The 19,045-nt window shown below is 62.6% G+C and carries 18 protein-coding genes; 9 read left to right on the top strand and 9 right to left on the bottom strand.

Going from position 1 to position 19,045, the window contains the following annotated elements; translation table 11 throughout:
• Positions 1–7 precede the first annotated feature (7 nt).
• The 3 genes from ccoN to FNL56_RS03245 form a co-directional block, all read right to left on the bottom strand.
• Positions 8–1,666 carry a cytochrome-c oxidase, cbb3-type subunit I gene (gene ccoN, locus FNL56_RS03255; RefSeq protein ID WP_441351265.1) on the bottom strand — a complete coding sequence of 553 codons (1,659 nt, stop codon included), beginning with the start codon at positions 1,664–1,666 and terminating at the stop codon, positions 8–10.
• A gap of 245 nt (positions 1,667–1,911) precedes the next feature.
• Positions 1,912–2,742, bottom strand: a complete 831-nt coding sequence (locus tag FNL56_RS03250; protein WP_143571568.1) for a universal stress protein — start codon at positions 2,740–2,742, stop codon at positions 1,912–1,914.
• Between the two features lie 45 nt (positions 2,743–2,787).
• Positions 2,788–3,219 carry a CBS domain-containing protein gene (locus tag FNL56_RS03245; RefSeq protein WP_143571567.1) on the bottom strand — a complete coding sequence of 144 codons (432 nt, stop codon included), beginning with the start codon at positions 3,217–3,219 and terminating at the stop codon, positions 2,788–2,790.
• A gap of 279 nt (positions 3,220–3,498) precedes the next feature.
• On the opposite strand from FNL56_RS03245, the gene FNL56_RS03240 reads away from it, so the two are divergent.
• From FNL56_RS03240 to FNL56_RS03215, 6 genes are all read left to right on the top strand, one after another.
• Positions 3,499–4,965, top strand: a complete 1,467-nt coding sequence (locus FNL56_RS03240) for a sensor histidine kinase (RefSeq protein ID WP_143576000.1) — start codon at positions 3,499–3,501, stop codon at positions 4,963–4,965.
• On the top strand, positions 4,955–5,572 hold the full coding sequence (gene fixJ, locus FNL56_RS03235; RefSeq protein ID WP_143571566.1) for a response regulator FixJ: 618 nt from the start codon (positions 4,955–4,957) through the stop codon (positions 5,570–5,572). The genes FNL56_RS03240 and fixJ overlap by 11 nt, the downstream gene beginning before the upstream one ends.
• A gap of 75 nt (positions 5,573–5,647) precedes the next feature.
• Complete coding sequence (locus tag FNL56_RS03230; RefSeq protein WP_143571565.1) at positions 5,648–6,067, top strand: response regulator; 420 nt, start codon at positions 5,648–5,650, stop codon at positions 6,065–6,067.
• A gap of 81 nt (positions 6,068–6,148) precedes the next feature.
• Positions 6,149–6,844, top strand: a complete 696-nt coding sequence (locus FNL56_RS03225) for a helix-turn-helix domain-containing protein (RefSeq protein WP_143571564.1) — start codon at positions 6,149–6,151, stop codon at positions 6,842–6,844.
• A gap of 160 nt (positions 6,845–7,004) precedes the next feature.
• Entirely contained in the window at positions 7,005–7,961 is a 957-nt protein-coding gene (gene mbfA, locus FNL56_RS03220) for an iron exporter MbfA (RefSeq protein ID WP_143571563.1), read from the top strand.
• Positions 7,962–7,976: 15 nt separating this feature from the next.
• Positions 7,977–8,207: a hypothetical protein gene (locus FNL56_RS03215; RefSeq protein ID WP_143581768.1), complete on the top strand. Its 231-nt coding sequence runs from the start codon at positions 7,977–7,979 to the stop codon at positions 8,205–8,207.
• 88 nt (positions 8,208–8,295) lie between these two features.
• Here FNL56_RS03215 and istB read toward each other — a convergent pair whose 3' ends face one another.
• Together istB and istA are read right to left on the bottom strand one after the other, a co-directional pair.
• A complete protein-coding gene (istB, locus tag FNL56_RS03210) occupies positions 8,296–9,105 on the bottom strand; it encodes an IS21-like element helper ATPase IstB (RefSeq protein ID WP_143581761.1) in 810 nt (269 codons plus the stop codon).
• Entirely contained in the window at positions 9,102–10,610 is a 1,509-nt protein-coding gene (gene istA / locus FNL56_RS03205) for an IS21 family transposase (protein WP_143581760.1), read from the bottom strand. The genes istB and istA overlap by 4 nt, the downstream gene beginning before the upstream one ends.
• A gap of 362 nt (positions 10,611–10,972) precedes the next feature.
• Here istA and FNL56_RS03200 point away from each other — a divergent pair, with 362 nt between their 5' ends.
• Positions 10,973–11,287, top strand: coding sequence for a c-type cytochrome (locus FNL56_RS03200; RefSeq protein WP_143575999.1), 315 nt, complete (start codon positions 10,973–10,975; stop codon positions 11,285–11,287).
• A 30-nt stretch (positions 11,288–11,317) separates the two neighbouring features.
• Here the strand turns inward: FNL56_RS03200 and FNL56_RS03195 are convergent, their stop codons facing one another.
• The 4 genes from FNL56_RS03195 to FNL56_RS03180 form a co-directional block, all read right to left on the bottom strand.
• Positions 11,318–12,421, bottom strand: coding sequence for an ABC-type transport auxiliary lipoprotein family protein (locus FNL56_RS03195; protein WP_143577471.1), 1,104 nt, complete (start codon positions 12,419–12,421; stop codon positions 11,318–11,320).
• Positions 12,422–12,424: 3 nt separating this feature from the next.
• Complete coding sequence (locus FNL56_RS03190; RefSeq protein ID WP_168202846.1) at positions 12,425–13,201, bottom strand: ABC transporter ATP-binding protein; 777 nt, start codon at positions 13,199–13,201, stop codon at positions 12,425–12,427.
• Between the two features lie 2 nt (positions 13,202–13,203).
• Positions 13,204–14,340, bottom strand: coding sequence for an MlaE family ABC transporter permease (locus FNL56_RS03185; RefSeq protein ID WP_143577470.1), 1,137 nt, complete (start codon positions 14,338–14,340; stop codon positions 13,204–13,206).
• Between the two features lie 127 nt (positions 14,341–14,467).
• Entirely contained in the window at positions 14,468–15,619 is a 1,152-nt protein-coding gene (locus FNL56_RS03180) for an EAL domain-containing response regulator (RefSeq protein WP_168204635.1), read from the bottom strand.
• 268 nt (positions 15,620–15,887) lie between these two features.
• Between FNL56_RS03180 and FNL56_RS03175 the strand changes: the two genes are divergently transcribed.
• Entirely contained in the window at positions 15,888–16,406 is a 519-nt protein-coding gene (locus tag FNL56_RS03175; protein ID WP_246660842.1) for a response regulator, read from the top strand.
• A complete protein-coding gene (locus FNL56_RS03170; RefSeq protein ID WP_143577469.1) occupies positions 16,403–19,042 on the top strand; it encodes a hybrid sensor histidine kinase/response regulator in 2,640 nt (879 codons plus the stop codon). Before FNL56_RS03175 ends, FNL56_RS03170 begins: the two co-directional genes overlap by 4 nt.
• Positions 19,043–19,045 lie beyond the last annotated feature (3 nt).

Raw genomic sequence — 19,045 nt, 5'->3', positions numbered from 1 at the left:
CAGTTCCTCACTCGGCCGCTTGCAGGGACGGGCCGGCTGGCAGATGCACTTCGGATTCGGCTTCGCCCACGCGCACCGTCATCCACAAATTGTAGGCCATGATCAGCGCTCCGATCAGGAACAGCCCGCCGCCGATTGCGCGGATGATGTAGAAGGGATGCATCGCCTCGACACTTTCGATGAACGAGTATTCGAGGAAACCCAGCGAGGTGTAGGCACGCCACATCAGACCCTGGAGAATTCCGGATACCCACATCGCGGAGATGTAGAGAACGATACCGAGCGTCGCGACCCAGAAGTGCCAGCTCACCAGACGCAGGCTATAGAGCTGCTTGCGCTGCCAGATCCACGGCACCAGGCAATACAGCGCGCCGAACGAGACGAAGCCGACCCAGCCCAGCGCGCCGGAATGCACGTGCCCGATGGTCCAGTCGGTGTAGTGGCTGAGCGAATTCACCACCTTGATCGACATCAGCGGGCCTTCGAAGGTGGACATGCCGTAGAATGCGACCGATACGACCAGCATGCGCAGCACCGGATCGGTCCGCAGCTTGTCCCAGGCGCCCGACAGCGTCATCAGGCCGTTGATCATGCCGCCCCATGACGGCATCCACAGCATGATCGAGAACGTCATGCCGAGCGTCTGCGCCCAGTCCGGCAGTGCCGTGTAGTGCAGATGGTGCGGGCCGGCCCAGATATAGAGGAAGATGATCGCCCAGAAATGCACGATCGACAGCCGGTAGGAATAGATCGGCCGCTCCGCGCGCTTCGGAATGAAGTAGTACATGATGGCGAGGAAGCCGGCGGTCAGGAAGAAGCCGACCGCGTTGTGGCCATACCACCACTGGAACATGGCATCCTGCACGCCGCCCCAGGCGACGTAGCTCTTCGAGCCGAAGAACGAAACCGGCAGCGCGGGATTGTTGCCGAGATGCAGCACGGCGATGGTGACGATGAAGGCGAGATAGAACCAGTTGGCGACGAAGATGTGCGGCTCTTTACGCTTCATCAGCGTCGCGACGAACACCAGCAGATAGGTCACCCAGACGATCGTCAGCCAGAGGTCGGCGTACCATTCCGGCTCGGCATATTCCTTCGACTGGGTGACGCCGAGCAGATAGCCGGTGCCGGCGATCAGGATGAAGAAATTGTAGCCCAGCACGACGAACCACGGCGCGAGGTCGCCAGCGAGTCGGACCCGGCCGGTCTTCTGCACGACATAAAAGGACGTGGCGAGCAGCACGTTTCCGCCGAAGGCGAAGATCACCGCCGAGGTGTGCAGCGGACGCAGCCGGCCGAAGCTGGTCCAGGGCAGATCGAAATTCAGCGCCGGCCATGCCAGTTGCAGCGCGATCAGCAACCCGACCGTGAAGCCGGCGATGCCCCAGAACATCGCCATGAACGAGGCGAACTTGATCGGGCCGAGGTTATAATTCGGAAGACCGTTGATTTCCTGCGGTGGCAACGCCGAGCGCTCGAAATAACGATTGAAGATCGCAAAGACGGCCACCAAGCTTGCCGCGCCCCCCAGCGCGGCATGGAAGGCAAACGGCGCATCCTCTGCCCTGGCAGCTCCGAGGATACAGAGGAACACCGCTGCGGTGAATAGCGCGGCCAGTCCTGACTCGCCGAAGGTCATCCATTTAACGTCGCTGTTTGGCTGCATCGCGATTTTCCTCGTGGTGTCGTGAGTTCAATCACGAGAAAGCCGCAAACGATTTGATGAAGGTCAAAGTCGGGGGCCTTGCCCAGGAAATTTTCAATCGAGCCAGCAGCCGGGATCCCGATCGAGGCGAGCGCCCATGCGCTGTACCCGACAGTAAAGCGCCAGGCTGCATCCGGATTCGATGCATCCTGGCGTCTTTGACTGAACCGCGGCTGACGCAGCGGATACGGATCGTGGCCCGCCGCTCAGTGCGACATCAGCACCCAGCATGGCGGCTCGTTGAGGATCGAATTGCTGGCGCCGCCCCAGACCCACTCGTTGAGCCTGGAATGATGGTAGGCCCCCATCACCAGCAGATCGATCGCATGCGCCTTTACCTGCGTTGCAAACACCTTGCCGACCGGACCGCTGCCGCGCTTCACGATCTCGAAGCTGGCGGTGACGCCATGCAGGGCCAGATGCGTCACCATGGCGGCGCCGGATTCGCGCTCGGCCGCTGTCTCGGCGTCGGTCACGGTGAAAATGCGGACCGTCGCGGCCGCCTGCAACAGCGGAATCGCGTCGGCAATGGCGCGGGCGGCCGGTGCGGAGTGGTCCCAAGCAATGGCAATATGTTTGACGTTCGACACCAGCCCATCCGCCAGATTTTCGGGGCACAGGATGATCGGACGGCCGGATTCGAAAATCAGCCGCTCGACCAGGCTTTCGAGGTTGGCATGATGCGGCCGGCTCGGCAGCAGCGTCAGATCGGCGAGCCGCGCGGTCCGGGCGAAATACGCCGCCACGTCGCGCTGCGGCAGCCGCTGGATGGCGTGCACGCTGCGCGCGCCCAGACGGACCGTGGCGGCCTCGAACGCGGCGACCAGACCCGTGACGTTCGCCAGGGCTTCAGCCGCCTCGGTGGCGCCGGAAATCATTACATGCGGTCGCACCGCGACGCCGACATCGAGTTCGATCGCCACGGCGGTGATGCGCGCGCCGACATCCACGGCCAACGCGATACATTTTTCGATCGCCGCAATCGCCGCGGGGCTGGGTTCGCCGACCAGCGGCAACAGAATGTCCTTGATGGCCACGTTCGTCTCCTTTGAAGTAATGTCAGCTGAAAAATGCGCTGCAGTTCAGACCGCCTCGCCCGCGCTGCGCACCAATGCGCGCATCACGTCGTCGCGCGAAATGACGCCGGACAGCCGGCGATCGGCCTCGATCACCGGCATGCTGCGGATGCGGTGATCGACCATCAACTGGAGCACCCGCGTCAGTTTTGTTTCCTTGCCTACATAGATGAATTCGGTGGTCATGACCTCCGCGACGGTCCGCTGCATCAATTGTTCGTAGCGCGGCAGGATATGGTCGGGCGTAAAGACGAAGCAGGCCAGGTAGTCGAATTTCGAGACAAGCCCGACGACGTGCTCGTTTTCCTTGACCGGATAGGCATTGAAATTATCCTGGTCGAACATCTTGCCCAGCTCGCGCATCGTCAGCCCACCGGTCACGGTCTTCACCGCGGTGGTCATGTTTTCGCCGGCGGTTTGTTCAAGAAATTTGTACAAGAAGCTGTCCTATTCGGTGTACGGCGCGGCCCGCTGTCGCGCCGTGAACTCCCCCGATTGCTGCATTCCATCACAACGGGGCAGACCTGCTGTTGACCAAAGTCAAAAAAACGCAGCGGTTGTGGCCAGGCCGGCTTGCCTGCCACTGACCTTCATGTTTCGGTCGCGCAATGGAACATGCTAGAACCGCTTCAGGCGCAGGGCCTAGCCGCGAACGAAGGCGCAGAATTGCAGCACCAGACACGACTTCCGAGTGACACCAAGCAGCGTGGCTTCGCCATGTCGGGCGTCGGCACGTGGGAGATCGACCTGGCAACCCGCGAAATGACGTGGTCCTCGATCACCCGCGCTCATTTTGGCGTGACGTCATCCGAAACGCTTTCTCTCGCACGGTTTTTGGCCCTGCTGGAGCCGGAAGACCGCAAACGCACCCGACAGGCGATGCAACGCTGCTTCAAGACCGGTTGCCATTTCGATATGGAATACCGGATCGTCCGGCCGGATACGGGTCCGCACTGGATCCATATCAAAGGCGGCATGATCGGCGGGCCGGACGGCGCGATGACCCACCTCAGCGGCGTCGTGCTCGATATCGACGAACAGAAGCGACTGGAGGAGAGGCTGCGCACCCGGGAGGCGCATCTGATCTCCATCCTGGACACCGTGCCCGACGCGATGGTCGTAATCGACAAGACCGGCACGATTCAGTCCTTCAGCCTGGCGGCGGAGCACATGTTCGGCATCAGCGGCCTTGAGGCGACCGGCCAGAACGTCAGCATGTTGATGCCGGAGTCGGACGGCTCTCACCATGACCAGTACTTGAAGCGCTACGACAAGACGCGGGAGCGGCACATTATCGGCATCGGCCGGATCGTCACCGGCCGCCGCCACGACGGTACGAACTTCCCGATGCACCTGTCGATCGGCGAGATGCAATCCGGCGGTGAACGCTTCTTCACCGGCTTTATCCGCGACCTGACCGAACAGCAGCAAACCCAGATGCAACTGCAGTCCCTGCAGTCCGAGCTCATTCATATGTCACGCCTGACCGCGATGGGCGAGATGGCCTCGGCGCTGGCCCACGAGCTGAACCAGCCGCTGGCCTCGATCAGCAATTACATGAACGGTTCGCGTCGCCTGCTGGAGGCCAGCACCGATCCCGCCGTGCTGAAGATCCAGAACGCCCTCAACAAGGCGGCGGAACAGGCGGTGCGCGCCGGGCAGATCATCCGCCGGCTACGCGATTTCGTGTCGCGGGACGAATCCGAGAAGCGCGTGGAGAGCCTCGCCAAGCTGGTCGAGGAATCCGGTGCGCTCGGCCTGACCGGATCCCGCGAACAGGGCGTTCTGTTGAATTTCCACCTCGATCCCCGGTTCGACCGCGTGATAGTCGATCGCGTGCAGATCCAGCAGGTGCTGGTCAACCTGTTTCGCAACGCCGTGGAGGCGATGCAGAACGCGCCGAAACAGGAATTGTCCGTGACCAATGGACGGGCGCCCGACGACATGATCGAGATCGTCGTCACCGACACCGGCAGCGGCTTCAGCAATGAGGCCGCCGCCAAGCTGTTTCAGACCTTCTTTACGACCAAATCCACCGGGATGGGCGTCGGGCTGTCGATCAGCCGGTCGATCGTCGAGGCCCATGGTGGAAAATTATTGGCCGAAAGCAATCCCTTGGGCGGCGCCACGTTCCGCTTCACCCTGCCCGCCGCACCTTCCCAGGATCTTACCCATGTCACTTGAAGGCACGGTCTACGTCATCGACGATGACGCAGCGATGCGCGAATCGCTCGAATTCCTGCTCGATTCGGCGGGTTTTACGGTGACGCTGTTCAGCGACGCCTCGGTGTTCCTGGAGCAGATGCCCGGACTTTCGTTCGGTTGCGTCGTGTCGGATATCCGGATGCCGGGGATCAACGGAATCGACCTTCTTCGCAGCCTGAAGATGAAGCGCTCGGAATTGCCGATCATCATCATGACCGGCCACGGCGACATCCCGCTGGCGGTGGAAGCGATCAAGCTCGGGGCTTTGGACTTTCTCGAGAAGCCGTTCGAAGACGAGCGCCTGATCGGGGCGATCCGCACCGCCTTCAAGCAGGGCGAAGACAGCGCCAAGAACAAGGGCGCCGCGATCGATCTGGCGGCGCGCATTGCCAGCCTCAGCCAGCGTGAGCGCCAGGTGATGGACGGTCTGGTCGCCGGGCTCTCCAACAAGCTGATCGCCCGCGACTATGCGATCAGCCCGCGGACCATCGAGGTCTACCGGGCCAATGTCATGACGAAAATGCAGGCGCGCAACCTGTCCGAGCTGGTCCGGCTGGCGGTGCGGGCCGGCGTGCTCGGGGATTGAGGCAGATCAACGGGCGGCTGGCGATTTCGGTTATGTTTGCCGATCATATTTGCTCGTGCAGCGGCATTATTTTCAATGAGCATCCCGAAACCGACCATCCTGGTCCTTGATGACGATGTGCCTGTGCTCAGCTCGCTGCAATTCCTGCTGGAAACGCACGACTTTGCAGTCCGGACGTTTCGCAGCGGCGCGTCGATGCTGGACTGGGCCACGCTACACCCCTCCGATTGCATCGTGATCGACTACAAGATGCCCGAACTCGATGGTCTGCAGGTCGCGGCGCAGTTGCGCGCCCGCGGTGTTGCGACGCCGGTGATCCTGGTGACCGGCTTTCCCGACGACTCGATCTACATCAAGGCAGCGGCAGCCGGCATCCAGCAGGTCCTGCTCAAGCCAGACCTGGAAGACAGCCTGATCTCCCGTATCACCAGTATGCTGCCGGCCGCCAATGCTGGAGCGGACGCGCATACGAAGGACATCCGTAAACCTACTTAGGGCAATGCCCTTAAGATAACGGACCAAATATCGGGAGGCGCCTGTTACCGCTTACAAGTGGCCATCAACAAGGAGATGGCCATGCTCAACCAATCAGCTGCACTGACCGAACCAAAATCGCTTTTTGCACGGGCGATGTGTCCAGCCGTCCCGGATGACCAGTTCGCGACCGTGATGGGCCTGGCGAGCATGGTGGCGACCAGCTTCCGCTACCAGAAGGAAGAGGAGATCTTCGGCGAAGACGAGACCGCCGAATATGTCTACCAGGTCGTGCACGGCGCCGTCCGCACCTACAAGCTTCTGTCCGACGGTCGCCGCCAGATCGGTTCGTTCCATTTGCCGGGTGACGTGTTCGGCCTTGAATACGGCTCAAAACACCGCGCTACCGCGGAAGCCCTGTGCGCCACCGAAGTCCGGCTGATCCAGCGCCGCGCTTTGGAAAATGTCGCGAAGGTCGATGTCCAGGTGTCGCGCCTCCTCTGGAACGTGACGTCCGGCGAGTTGCGTCACGCCGAGGACCACATGCTGCTGCTCGGCTGCAAGACGGCCATGGAGCGGGTTGCCGCCTTCCTGCTGGAAATGGACCGCCGTCTGGCCGTCGCCAAAATGGTGGCGCTGCCGATGTGCCGCCGCGACATCGGCGACTATCTCGGCCTGACGCTCGAAACCGTGTCACGGGCTTTGTCACAGCTCCATGAACAGGGCGTGCTGGACTTTTCCGGCGCCCGCCAGATCGTGATCAAGAACCGCCAGCGCCTGCGCGACATCAGCGAGTGATCGGGAACGGCAATGGCGCCCAGACAGCCGATCTTGCCGGGTGGCCGGTAGGTTACTGAAAAGGCTTGGCTTTGTTCTTTTCGGCCTTCCCGGTCGTCGGCTTGACCGCTACGTCGCTACGCCCTAGAACGCTTCCTTAGAATCGTTCTAAGGAATTGCCATGAAGTCCTTGATCAAGCTTACAGCGGCAGAGATCCTTGCCCTTGCCATCAACAGCGAGGAAGAGGACAGCCGGACCTACTCCGACTTTGCAGAAGGGTTGAGGGCGGAGCATCCCGACACCGCTCGCATCTTTTCCGACATGGCCGCCGAGGAGAATGACCATCGGCGCGCGCTGATCGATCTCTATGTTTCCAAATTCGGCGAGCACATCCCGCTGGTGCGGCGCCAGGACGTCCAAGGCTTCGTTCCACGAAAGAAGCTCTGGCAGGTCCGGCTGAGCGGCATCGACGCTGTACGGCAGCAAGCCCGGCAGATGGAACAGGACTCCCAGCGATTCTATCAAAACGCCGCCAACCAGACGACGGATGCCGATATCCGCAGGCTGCTCGGCGACCTCGCCGCTGTCGAAGCCACGCATGAGCGCCGGGCAGCCGACATCGAGCGCAAGCGTTTGCCCGACGAGGCCCGCGGCCGGGAAGACGAGGAGGCCCACCGCAGTTTCATCCTGCGTATCATCCAGCCCGGCCTGGTCGGTCTGATGGATGGGTCGGTCTCGACCCTCGCCCCGGTATTCGCGGCGGCGTTCGGCACCCATGATCCCTGGACCGCCTTCCAGGTCGGCATCGCCGCGTCGCTTGGCGCCGGCATCTCGATGGGCTTCGCCGAAGCGCTCGCGGACGACGGCAAGCTGTCGGGCCGAGGCACCCCCTATCTCCGGGGTACGGTGTGCGGGCTGATGACCATCGCCGGCGGTATCGGCCATACGCTCCCCTACCTGCTGCCGGATTTTTACACCGCGACCATTCTGGCGGTCGTCGTCGTATTCCTGGAATTGCTGGCCATTGCCTTCATCCAGTGGCGCTACATGGACACCTCGCCGTTCTCGGCCGCGGCCAAGGTGATGCTCGGCGGCGGGCTGGTGGTCGCAACCGGCATTCTGATCGGAAGCAGCTAGGAGCGCCGCATTCCGATGAAACCGAAGAAGACGGTCGCCGAACTGCAAAAGATCATCCGGCAAGCTTCGCGGGACATCGGCCCCTGGCCGGCGAACATGGCCCTCCTCATCTATCCGCTCGATAACAGCTGGCGGATCATGGTGAGCTATTCGGATGCCGCGCAAACGCCGTTTCGCAACCGGCTGATGGAGCTCTGTAGCGCGTCAATCTGGATGGGAAGCGCGACAATCAGGATGGCAATTTAGCGGTCGCGGCGTGGGGATGATTGTCGCGGCCTGACGATAACGCAAGCGATAATCGCGTGCTGTAGAGTTGATTGTCGTGGAGCGACAATCAGGATGACGCTTTGATTGTCGCGCGCGTTGGCGGTCGTCCGGCTCCACGAGCCTTGTCGAGAGCCTCTTTCCGGCGATAGCTGTCGACATTCATTTCGAGGATCGTGGCGTGATGGACGAGGCGGTCGATCGCCGCGAGGGTCATAGCTTGATCCGGGAAGATTTTTCCCCATTCACCGAATGGCTGATTGGCGGTGATCAGCATCGAGCGGCGTTCGTAGCGAGCGCTGATCAACTCGAACAGAACGCTGGTCTCCGCTTGATCCTTGGTCACATAGGCCAGATCGTCGAGGATCAGCAGGTGATATTTGTCGAGTTTGGCGATCGCCGCTTCAAGCGTGAGATCGCGGCGCGCGATCTGGAGCTTTTGCACGAGATCGGTGGTTCTGGTGAACAACACGCGCCAACCGTTTTCGATCAGGGCCATGCCGAGCGCCGCTGCCAGATGCGATTTGCCGCCGCCAGGGGGACCAAAACACAACAGATTGGCGCCCTTGTCGAGCCAGGCGTCACCGGCGGCGAGAGCCTGCACCTGCGCCTTTGAGATCATCGGCACGGCATCGAAGTCGAATGCAGCGAGGGTCTTGCCCGGCGGCAGGCGGGCTTCATCCAGATGACGCTCGAAGCGACGACGGTTTCGCTCCACCATCTCCTGTTCAGCCAGGGCCGCCAGGAAGCGGGCGGCGGGCCAGCCTTCCTTATCGGCGGTTTCCGCCAGGGCGGCCCAGATCAGCTTGATGCCGGGCAGACGCAGTTCGCTGAGCAGCAATTCGACACGGGCGGCGTCGATCTTGACGGTCGCGTTCATGCGGCTTCTCCCACAGCCGCGGCAATCTGGTCGTAGATAGCGAGCGAGGGCAGCGTGACGACGACGACCGGTAGTGCCATGCCCTTCGGTCGGAAGCGTTCGATCAGCGCCTTGAGATCCGGCAGGATGCCGTCGTCGAGCGTGGCTTGCAGCACGGCACCGAGCTCCGCCTCGCAGGCCCGTTCATGTGCGAGCGCCAGAAGCCCGACCATGGCACGGCAGGCTGGTCTTTCGCCAATGCCGGCGAGCAAGGCGTCGAACGCACGGGCGTAGACGCGGCGGGGGAACAACTGGTCGCGATAGACCAGATTGAGCAGCGCCATCGGTTTGCGGCGCAGCGAATGGATGACATGGCGATAGTCGATGACGTGGCCGTGTTTGCCGTTGGGCTGGGTTCGCCCGCGTCGCAAGGTGATGATGTGCGTGGCGCCCTGGAAGCATTCGAGCCGGTCGTCATAAAGACGTACGCGCAGCCGGTGACCGATCAGGCGGGATGGGACCGAGTAAAACACCTTGCGCAACGTGAAGGCGCTGGAGGTCGTGACGTCGACGTTGACCTCCTCATAATCGGCGGTCTTGCGCACCGGCAGTTTCTTCAGCGCCGTCCGCTCCTGATCGATACGCTTGGCATTGCGCGCGTTGCCGCGGCCAACGATCTCGTCGACAAAACCCCGCCAGGCCGCAAGATCGTCGAAGTCGCGTGAGGCACGCAGCAGCAGGGCATCGGCCAGCGCTCTCTTGAGATGGCCATGCGCACTTTCGATCGAGCCGTTCTCATGCGATACGCCGGGATTGTTGCGGGTCGGCGTCATGCCGTAATGGCCGCAGAACGCCTCATAGCGCGTCGTCAAATCCTCCTTGGCATCGGCTCCGAGATTGCGGAACGCGGCCGACAGGCTGTCGCTGCGGTGCTGCTCCGGAACCCCGCCCAGCGACCACAGCGCGTTCTGCAAGCCTTCCGCCAGCGCGACAAAGCTTTCGCCACCGAGCACGACGTGGGCGTGTTCGAAGCCGGAGAAAGGCAGCCGGAAGTGATAGAGCCGGCAGTCCAGCAACTGGCCCGCAATGGTGACGCCGAGATCGGCGACCTCGGTGAAGTCCGACAACCCCATGCGACCCGGCGGATGTTCCTGACGGAAGATCACCTCCCGATCCGGCCCGTTCACCGCCCGCCATGCCCGAATGCGCCGCTCGAGCGTCCGCCGCGTTCCAGAACCCAGTTCCGGATGCCGCCGGCATAGTTCCTCGAACACGGCGATCGGCCGCAATCCGGGGGCGGCCCTCAGTATCGGCAGAACTTCGTTCTCCCAAACGTCGATGAACGGATCGGCTCGACGGCGTGCGCGGCGCGCCTTCTTCTGGGTCGGAAGTCGGGGATCCTTCTCGTATCGGTAGGCGGCGGAGGTGCTGAAACCAGCCTTTGCAGCGGCGACGGCTGGCGAATGGTTGCGACGCAAGCTCATGAAAAGCCTCATTTGTTGATCGGTGACATGCCGGCCGGCCAAAGCACTGGTCCTCTCGAAGGAGAAGCCGATGCTTTACCAGCCGCCGTTACCGCCAATGAGGCCCCTTCGGGCCGACACGCCGCTGCTGGGGTGCCTCCGGTCGGGCTACGCCCTCCCTTCGTCACCCCAGCAGCGGCGCATTCTCATCCTGATTGTCGCGGGATTCTCATCCTGATTGTCGCGCTACAGAGCTCAGTCGGCAACTCGCCGAACTGTACGATCTGGACGCTGCCGCGCAGCGATGATGGCGCCGGCCAGCAAGGTTTTGCACGGAGCCGGAACGACGACGTCTTTGATGCAGGTCAACTCGCGACCAGGCAGTACGACTTACTGAAGTGATCCGTCAGAAGGACACACCGCTCATGCGACAGCCTTTCGTCCAACTCGTACTTGCCGTCGTCCTGATCACGCCAGCGCTTGCTATGTCACCGGCGGAACAGCGCGGCAGGACTTTTGCGCTGACAAATTGCGCCGAGTGCCATTCGATCGATCGCGTGACGTCCAGTCCGCTCAAGATCGCGCCGCCCTTCCGCACCCTGCACACGCGCTATCCGATCGAGACACTGGCCGAAGCCCTGGCGGAAGGAATCGTGACCGGCCATCCGACCATGCCGCAATTCCAACTGGAGCCGGACCAGATCAACGATTTTCTTTCCTTCCTCAAGACGCTCGAATAGACCCGCCCCCCCGCAGCGCGACCGGGACCCCTACATCGACACAACCGTCCAACCGATCACGTCTCTGGACAGCCGCCCGAAGGCGTCGTTATAGGCGGCAACCGCCGCGGCGGGTTCGAGCGTGTCGAGCTTCTGGCGTTGCTCGAACAGCCGCGACGCCTTGACCTTGCCATCCTTGTCGAGGAGGCGCGCCGACAGCGCGATCACCGCCATGGGCTCGCCGTCCGTCGTGATCTCGAAACGCCTGACGTCGAGCACCAACTGGATATCCGGCGGCGGCGCATCCGCCGCGCGCAATGGCGCGTGCGCGATATCGTAGTTCTCGAACCCCTCGATCAGCCGCGCCTGCAACAATTTTGGAAGGCTATCGGCCCACATCGCATCCGCGAACGCCGGCATCTCCTTTGCCGGCGAGAACAGAAAACGCTGGGTTTGCAGCATCGCGACGGCGGTCGGCTCCGGCAGGCCGAGTTGGGCTTTCAGCGTGCGGCCGGGTGCTGCGGCATCCTGCACCGCGTGCAGATCGTAGGTGGTCTTGGGCGCAGCGGCCCCGCCGCCGGTCATTTTCTCGAGACCGGCGACGATGCCGTCGAGCTTTCCGGTGTTGCGCGCCAGGCCGTCCGTAAAAACCTGCAGGTTGGAGATCGTCGTCTTCAGCGCGCCCGCATTGTCCGCCAGTACGCCATCGACCCGACGCAGCGTATCGCGCGCCGCCTGGGTCATGCTCTGGCCGGCACCGGGATCAGCGATCAAGGTGGTCACCTTCGCACCGCCGGCTGTGAGCTTGCCACCTTCCAGCGCCACCACCGGCACGCCCGTCAAACCCTGGAATTCGAGGCCAACCTTGGTATCGGCCCGCACCGGCGTGGCGGCGGCAACAGAGATCGTCACATTGACGCGACGCGCATCTTCGGACGCCAGTGCCAGATCGGTGACCTCTCCGACGCGAATGCCGTTGAACAGCACGCCGGCGCCGACCAGCAGGCCGGGCACCGAGCCTTCGAACTGCACATGATAGTCGGTGCGCGGCCCGAGCCCGCCGGTGTTGTGCAGCCAGTAGACGAAGCCGAACACGGCGACGATGGCCGCCAGCACGAAAGCGCCGACAATAATGAAGGGGGCACGGGTTTCCATGGCTCAACTCGCTTTCGGCTGCAGCATCAAAGAGCGCTTGCCGTGGAAATAGGCCCGCACCCAGGGATGTTCGGATTGCATCAGCTCGGACATCGGCCCGATGGCGACGATCTTGCCGTCGGCCAGCGCCGCCACGCGGTCGCAGACGGTATTGAGGCTGGCGAGGTCGTGGGTGACCATGAACACGGTCAGTCCCAGCGTCTTCTGCAGGGTCTTGATGAGGGCATCGAATTCACCGGCGGCGATCGGGTCCAGACCGGAGGTCGGCTCATCCAGAAACACGATGGCCGGATCGAGCGCCAGCGCGCGCGCCAGTGCCGCGCGCTTGGTCATGCCGCCGGACAGTTCGGAGGGAAACTTGTCGCCGTCCTCCGCCGTGAGCCCGACCATTTCCAGCTTGGCATTGGCGATCTCGTCGAGCAGCGCGTCTGACAGCACCAGATTCTCGCGCAGCGGAAACTGCACGTTCTGGCGCACCGTCAAGGACGAGAACAACGCACCCTGCTGGAACAGGATGCCCCAGCGGCCCGCCGCCGCCTGGGTGCGGCGCTCATGCGTCGAACCGATCGTCACCCCCATCACCTCGATCGCGCCGCTCTGTGGCGGGATCAAACCGATGATGGTCCGCATCAGCACCGACTTGCCGCCGCCCGACGCGCCGACCAGGCCGAGGATCTCGCCGCGGCGCACATCCAGCGCCAGGTGATCGATCACCACGCGCTTGCCGAAGCCAACCACGAGGTCGCGGACACGAATGGCGAAGCTGGCGGGATCCGGCATCGTCACATCCCGACCGATGCGAAGAAGATCGCAAACAGGCCGTCCAGCACGATCACCAGGAAGATCGACTTCACAACCGATGTCGTCGTCTGCTTGCCCAGCGACTCCGCGCTGCCTTTCACCCGTAGCCCCTCGCTGCAGGCAACGATGCCGATCACCAGCGCCATGAACGGCGCCTTGATCATGCCGACCTCGAAACTGGCGATCGACACCGCATCGTGCAGCCGCGCGATGAAGATCGCCGGCCCCATGCCGCCGTAGAACCACGCCACCAGGCCACCGCCATACAAAGCGGCCATCGAGCCGATGAATGTCAGGATCGGCAGCGCCAGCACCAGTGCCACGATGCGCGGCAGGATCAATACATCGACCGGGTCGAGCCCCATGGTGGAAAGGGCGTCGATCTCCTCGCGCATTTTCATCGAGCCGAGCTCGGCCGTATAGGCGCTGCCGGACCGGCCGGCCACCATGATGGCCACGATCAGCACGCCCAGTTCGCGCAATACCAGGATGCCGACCATATCGACGACATAGGAATCCGCGCCGAACTTGCGGAAGTGGAAGATGCCCTGCTGTGCAATGATGGCGCCGATCAGGAAGGTGATCAGCACGACGATGGGAATCGCCTGCCAGCCGACCCGGTAGAACTGATAGGTCAGCGAGGTCAGCCGCAACGTCCGCGGCCGGCGCAGCACGCGAAGGCTGGCCGCGCAGAGCGCGCCCAGCATCTGCAGGAACACGGCCATGTCTTCGCTGGTGCCAAGCGCCGCGCGCCCGAGATCGTCCAGTCGGGCCGCGACAGGATTGCGCGCCGCAGCGGGCGCCGGCGTGGTGCGGTTGACCTGATGGACCTCGTCGAGCAACCCGGCATAGTTTTCCGCGACGCCGGTCATGGCGGCCGGGTGTCCCTCATGCGCCACGCGTCGCGCGATCTTTTCGAGCAACCAGGCGCCCAGCGTATCGAGTTCGCGAACGCCGGACATGTCCAGCCGGACAGCGGTTGCAGCATCGACCTTTGGCGCGACATCGGCGGAGAGCCGTTCGAGGACTGCCGCATTGGCAGCGATCCACGAACCGGCCGGACGCAGTTCGAGGCCACTGTCATTCGATAGGGCGGTCAGCACGGGTGCAGTGGTCAAGGCGACGTCCCTCGCGGGTTCAGTCGCCTATCCTATCCGTTGGCCCTGCCGCACCGTTGACCTGAATCAACTCGGCAGCGCCATTACAGTGCTCGCAGGCTCCAGCGCCGTTGTGATCGACCGAGGGTCATGACCGACGGCCGCCCCACGCCAGCAGATCTGCCGTGGATAGCGGGGGCGCATAAAGATAGCCCTGGCCGATGTCGCAGCCGAGATCGCAAAGGAAGCGGGCAATTTCGGCGGTCTCGACGCCTTCTGCCACGACGTCCACGTTGAACTGATGCCCGATCTCGATCGACCCGGTGACGATCTTGCGCATGCTGTCATCGACTAGGCAGTTGGCAACGAACGATCGATCGATCTTCAGCTCGGTGAAGGGAATCCGTGTCAGCAAGGCGAGCGATGCATAGCCGGTTCCGAAATCGTCGATCGAGATACCGATGCCCTTGATCCGAAGACGTAACAGAATATCGACGGCCTTGGCATGATCGGCGATCGCGAGGCTTTCCGTGACTTCAACAATAAGATTGTTGGCCGGCAAACCGTGCTTCTGCAACAGATCCTCGATCTCGTCGGGCAGTGACAGATCCGACAGCAAGGCCGGCGAAAGATTCACGGCCAGCTTGAAGCTGGCATCACGCCTTGCCATCATCGCGGCCATTGGAAATGAGTGTTCCATGACCGATTCCGTGATGCGCCCGATATGACGAGATGCCTCCGCCGCCGGGATAAATTCCACAGGCGGGATCCGGCCATGGCCGGCTTGGTCCCACCGCGCCAGGGCTTCGCAGCCGACCAGACGGCCATCGGACAATGCCACCTTGGGCTGAAACTGGGCATAGAATTCGGACCCGCACAGTCCGCGTTCGATCATGGCCTTGGTCACCGGCTCGCTTCTGACCGGAACTGCGACAATTGCCCGCCCGACGGAGTCTTCGAAAAGACGGCGCAGATCGGCCGGCCTGAACGGCTTCTGGATCGAACAGGCATCCGTCACGCCGATGATCTCCGCCATCCGGACAGCGGCCTCAAGAATCCCGTCGTCACATCCGCTGATGAAAATGATGCGCGGGGCGCCTAGCAGGCTGGCAGCTAACCGAAGCACCTCGATACCGTCGTGGCTGCCGAGCGCGAGATCGATCGTGATGCATTGGAACGGCTCGCTTTCGAGCGCGACCACGGCGTTGTCGAAGCATGTGACGTTCGTCACCTGATAGCCATTGCTCGCCGCAATCGAGGCAATGATCAGGCCCTGCGCCTTGTCATCGTCGATGATCAAGGCGCGGCGCAACGACGGGGTGGATGGGTGCATCATTCGATAGTCAATTCCCAGGTAACCCGCTTTTGTAACATTAGATTCAAATGAAACCGTAAACAGGAACGCAGAAAGTTGGCCAACGAAAACCGTAGTCCTACGGAGCCGTGAAAACACCGATTGGGTAATATCGAAGGTAGTACACGAGATCAAGCTGCCGTCCTTCGAACTTTCGCCGGCCGGATTATCGCATGGTTAACCGTTCGCCCGCTCAACGGTTGCCATCGATATCATGACGCTGGAGAACGCTGCCACGCGGGCATCGGCATTCAACAGAAGAAAGATCGTTATGTTCGCCAACGGCAGTCCGGAAAAGTCCAGCGTCGCTCGCCCTGGCCACCTGGAAGACAATGACGCACCACGCCTGCTCGTGATCGACGACATCAAAGTTCATCGCATGATCATCTGCCGAATCGCCGAAAGAGCGGGCCTCAATCCGGTCGAAGCTGACGGTTGCGCCGCCGTGATCAGCGTTCTCTCGGTAGCCTCATACTGCGGCGCGACGCTCGACCTGTCGCTGGGAGAACGGGCCGGCACCGAAGTGCTCAGCGAACTCGCGCGCTATGATTTCCGGGCACCGATCATCATCATCAGTGGTTCTGACCCACGGACGGCGGAGGAAGCGCGGCAGATGGGTATCGCGCTCGGACTCGACATGCGCGAGCCTGTTCCGAAACCGGCGGACCTGGCCAGTCTCCGCCGCCGCTTCGTCGAACTCCGCGCCACCGCCGAGATCGGTCTGCGTTCATGACGAGCGCGCAGTGGCGGCTCGGGCCGGGGCGTCCGATCTGGATTCTGGCCACGGCCACCATCTTTCTGGCGGTCGCGATCAGCACGATAAGCATTTTTCTTGTGCTCAACCTGCGCGATGAGACGATGCGGGCTGCGGAGACCAGCCTGAAGCGTCACAGTCTCACGCTGGCGGGCCAGGCGGAGCGCTCTTTCCAGTCGATCCATCTGATCCTGTCGAGCATCGGCGATCATCTCGCGCTGCAGGGCGTTTACGACAATGATAGCTATGTTGCCGCGATGCGCCACAAGGAGACCTTCGAATTCCTGCGCGCCAAATTGGCCGGCTTGCCGCAGCTCGAGGCGATCACGATGATCGATGCCTCCGGCACACTAATCAATTTTTCCAGATACTGGCCGATTCCTGACGTCAACGTTGCCGACCGGGATTACTTCAAGGCGCTGAGCCGCGATCCGACGCTATCGACTTTTATCAGCGAGCCAGTAAAGAATCGCGGAAGCGGCACCTGGAACATCTACATCGCGCGCCGGGTGAATTCGATCAACGGCGAGTTCGCCGGGCTGATCCTCGCGGCCATTTCGCTGCAATATTTCGAAGATTTCTATCGCTCGATCTCGCTCGGCGCCGGCAGCAGCCAAGCGCTGCTGCGCGACGATGGCACGTTGCTGGCCCGTTTTCCGGCGTCGTCAGAGATCGGCAAGATCGTCGCAAGCGAGGACGTCAAGCGGCTCGCCGCGGCGGGCAGCGGATCAGCCCGCGGAGCCAGCCCGTTGGACGGCCTTGAACGCATCAAGGCCGTCAAGAAGCTGGCGGGCGTCCCCCTGACCATCATAACCACCCAGACGGAAGACAGCTTACTCGCGGGATGGCGCAAGACCGTCAAGCTGGTCGCGGGATTTACGGGAGGCATGGTTCTGGTGCTGATCCTGGCGGCGATGGTCGTTGCGCGGAAGTGGCAGCAGCAGGAATTGTTGCGGCGGGTGCAGGCGGAGAAACAGGACGCCGAAAGCGCCAAGGTGCTGGCGGAGACCGCGCTGCTGCGGCAACAGGAGCGCGCGGCCGAGGCCGCCAATCGCGCCAAATCCAACTTCCTGGCGGTGATGAGCCATGAAATCCGCACCCCGATGAATGCGGTGATCGGATTGACCAGTAGCCTGCTCGATTCCGACCTGGCGGCCGACCAGCGGGAGGTCGTTCAAGCGATCCATACGGCGGGTGACGGTCTGCTCGAGATTCTCAACGACATTCTGGATTTCTCGAAGCTGGAGACCGGCAACTTCACGCTGGAGAACATCCAGTTCGCGCCGATCTCCGTGCTCGACAACCTGGTCGGCGTGGTCCGGGCGAGCGCCGGCGCCAAAGGTCTCCAACTCCGATTCGAGGGTGCCGCGGAGATGCCGCCGGGGCTGCTCGGAGACGCCGGTCGGATCCGCCAGATCCTGCTGAACCTGACGTCGAACGCGATCAAATTCACCGCCAAGGGCGAGATACGCGTCACCTTCGAGTGCCTCCAACGCACCGAGACAAGCGCCCGGATGCGCTGGACGGTTACCGACTCCGGGATGGGCATCGCGGAAGACCGGCTGGGAAGCGTTTTCGATGATTATACCCAGGCCGACAGCTCGGTCAGCCGCCGGTTCGGCGGGTCCGGCCTCGGGCTGTCGATCTGCCGGCGGCTGGTCGAGCAGATGGGCGGCGAAATCCGCGCCGCGTCGCAGCCGGGCCACGGCTCGACGTTCCAGTTCGAGCTGACCTTGCCGATCTGCGATGCCCCCTCGCTGCAGGCGGGCGAAGAAGATTGCTCGATCGCCCTGCTTCGCATGCGGATCGATGAATCCGGGCGCCCGTTGCGCATCCTGATCGTCGATGACAACCGCACCAACCGGCTGGTGGCGTCACGCATGTTTCAGGAGTTCGATGTCGTCATCGTCGAAGCCTGTGATGGGCTCGAGGCAATCGACGCCGTCGAGACGCACGAGTTCGACATCATCTTCATGGATATGCGGATGCCGGAGATGGATGGCTTGACGGCGACCAGCATCATTCGGGCGTCGGGCGGCCGTCTGGCCCGTGTCCCGATCGTCGCCTTCACGGCCAACGCGTTTGCGGACGACCAGGAGGCCTGCATGCGGGCCGGCATGAACGACTTCGTCGCCAAGCCGGTGCGCAAGAAGTTTCTCGTCCAGGCGGCGCTCCGGGCGCTGTGGGGCGCCGACATCGAGAATCTGCGCGGCAGTGCTGCGCAGATGTCGGATACGTTCGGCAGCGCGCCCGCAGGCATGCCGTCCGACGACACCGAGGTGTTCTGTCGCCGGCCGTTCGACGAACTGGTCGCAGAAATCGGCGCCGGCGATGCGTTGGAAGCCTACCAGGCCTTCATCGACGATACGGTGGAGCGCCTCGACCGGCTGCAATCAGGCGTTCCGCCGGGACACGACGTGGTCAAGGTCGATGCCCATTCGTTGAAATCAACCTCGGCCACCTTCGGTTTCGACCGCATGTCGGAGCTCGCAACCCGCCTGGAAAGAGAAGCGGAGCAACTGGAAGCCGCCGACGCCCGCGCCATTCTGGCGGCCCTCCGGCGGGCGTTCGACGACGGCGTGGCTCAGTTCGCCGCCCTCAAGCAAGCGGCCTGATCG

Origin of the sequence: Tardiphaga sp. vice304 (genome assembly GCF_007018905.1) — a bacterium.
In the GTDB taxonomy this organism is placed as follows: Bacteria; Pseudomonadota; Alphaproteobacteria; order Rhizobiales; family Xanthobacteraceae; genus Tardiphaga.
The sequence above is the reverse complement of the archived record's forward strand: the minus strand, read 5'-3'. Positions and strand labels throughout refer to the sequence as shown.

What these genes read in the sequence shown, in the direction of transcription:
- FNL56_RS03190 (WP_168202846.1), bottom strand. Translation starts at nt 13,201, where the DNA reads ATGCCGGATCCCGCCAGCTTCGCCATTCGTGTCCGCGACCTCGTGGTT.
- FNL56_RS03170 (WP_143577469.1), top strand. Translation starts at nt 16,403, where the DNA reads ATGACGAGCGCGCAGTGGCGGCTCGGGCCGGGGCGTCCGATCTGGATT.
- FNL56_RS03240 (WP_143576000.1), top strand. Translation starts at nt 3,499, where the DNA reads ATGTCGGGCGTCGGCACGTGGGAGATCGACCTGGCAACCCGCGAAATG.
- ccoN (WP_441351265.1), bottom strand. Translation starts at nt 1,666, where the DNA reads ATGCAGCCAAACAGCGACGTTAAATGGATGACCTTCGGCGAGTCAGGA.
- FNL56_RS03195 (WP_143577471.1), bottom strand. Translation starts at nt 12,421, where the DNA reads ATGGAAACCCGTGCCCCCTTCATTATTGTCGGCGCTTTCGTGCTGGCG.
- FNL56_RS03200 (WP_143575999.1), top strand. Translation starts at nt 10,973, where the DNA reads ATGCGACAGCCTTTCGTCCAACTCGTACTTGCCGTCGTCCTGATCACG.
- FNL56_RS03225 (WP_143571564.1), top strand. Translation starts at nt 6,149, where the DNA reads ATGCTCAACCAATCAGCTGCACTGACCGAACCAAAATCGCTTTTTGCA.
- FNL56_RS03175 (WP_246660842.1), top strand. Translation starts at nt 15,888, where the DNA reads ATGACGCTGGAGAACGCTGCCACGCGGGCATCGGCATTCAACAGAAGA.
- mbfA (WP_143571563.1), top strand. Translation starts at nt 7,005, where the DNA reads ATGAAGTCCTTGATCAAGCTTACAGCGGCAGAGATCCTTGCCCTTGCC.
- FNL56_RS03215 (WP_143581768.1), top strand. Translation starts at nt 7,977, where the DNA reads ATGAAACCGAAGAAGACGGTCGCCGAACTGCAAAAGATCATCCGGCAA.
- FNL56_RS03230 (WP_143571565.1), top strand. Translation starts at nt 5,648, where the DNA reads ATGAGCATCCCGAAACCGACCATCCTGGTCCTTGATGACGATGTGCCT.
- istB (WP_143581761.1), bottom strand. Translation starts at nt 9,105, where the DNA reads ATGAACGCGACCGTCAAGATCGACGCCGCCCGTGTCGAATTGCTGCTC.
- fixJ (WP_143571566.1), top strand. Translation starts at nt 4,955, where the DNA reads ATGTCACTTGAAGGCACGGTCTACGTCATCGACGATGACGCAGCGATG.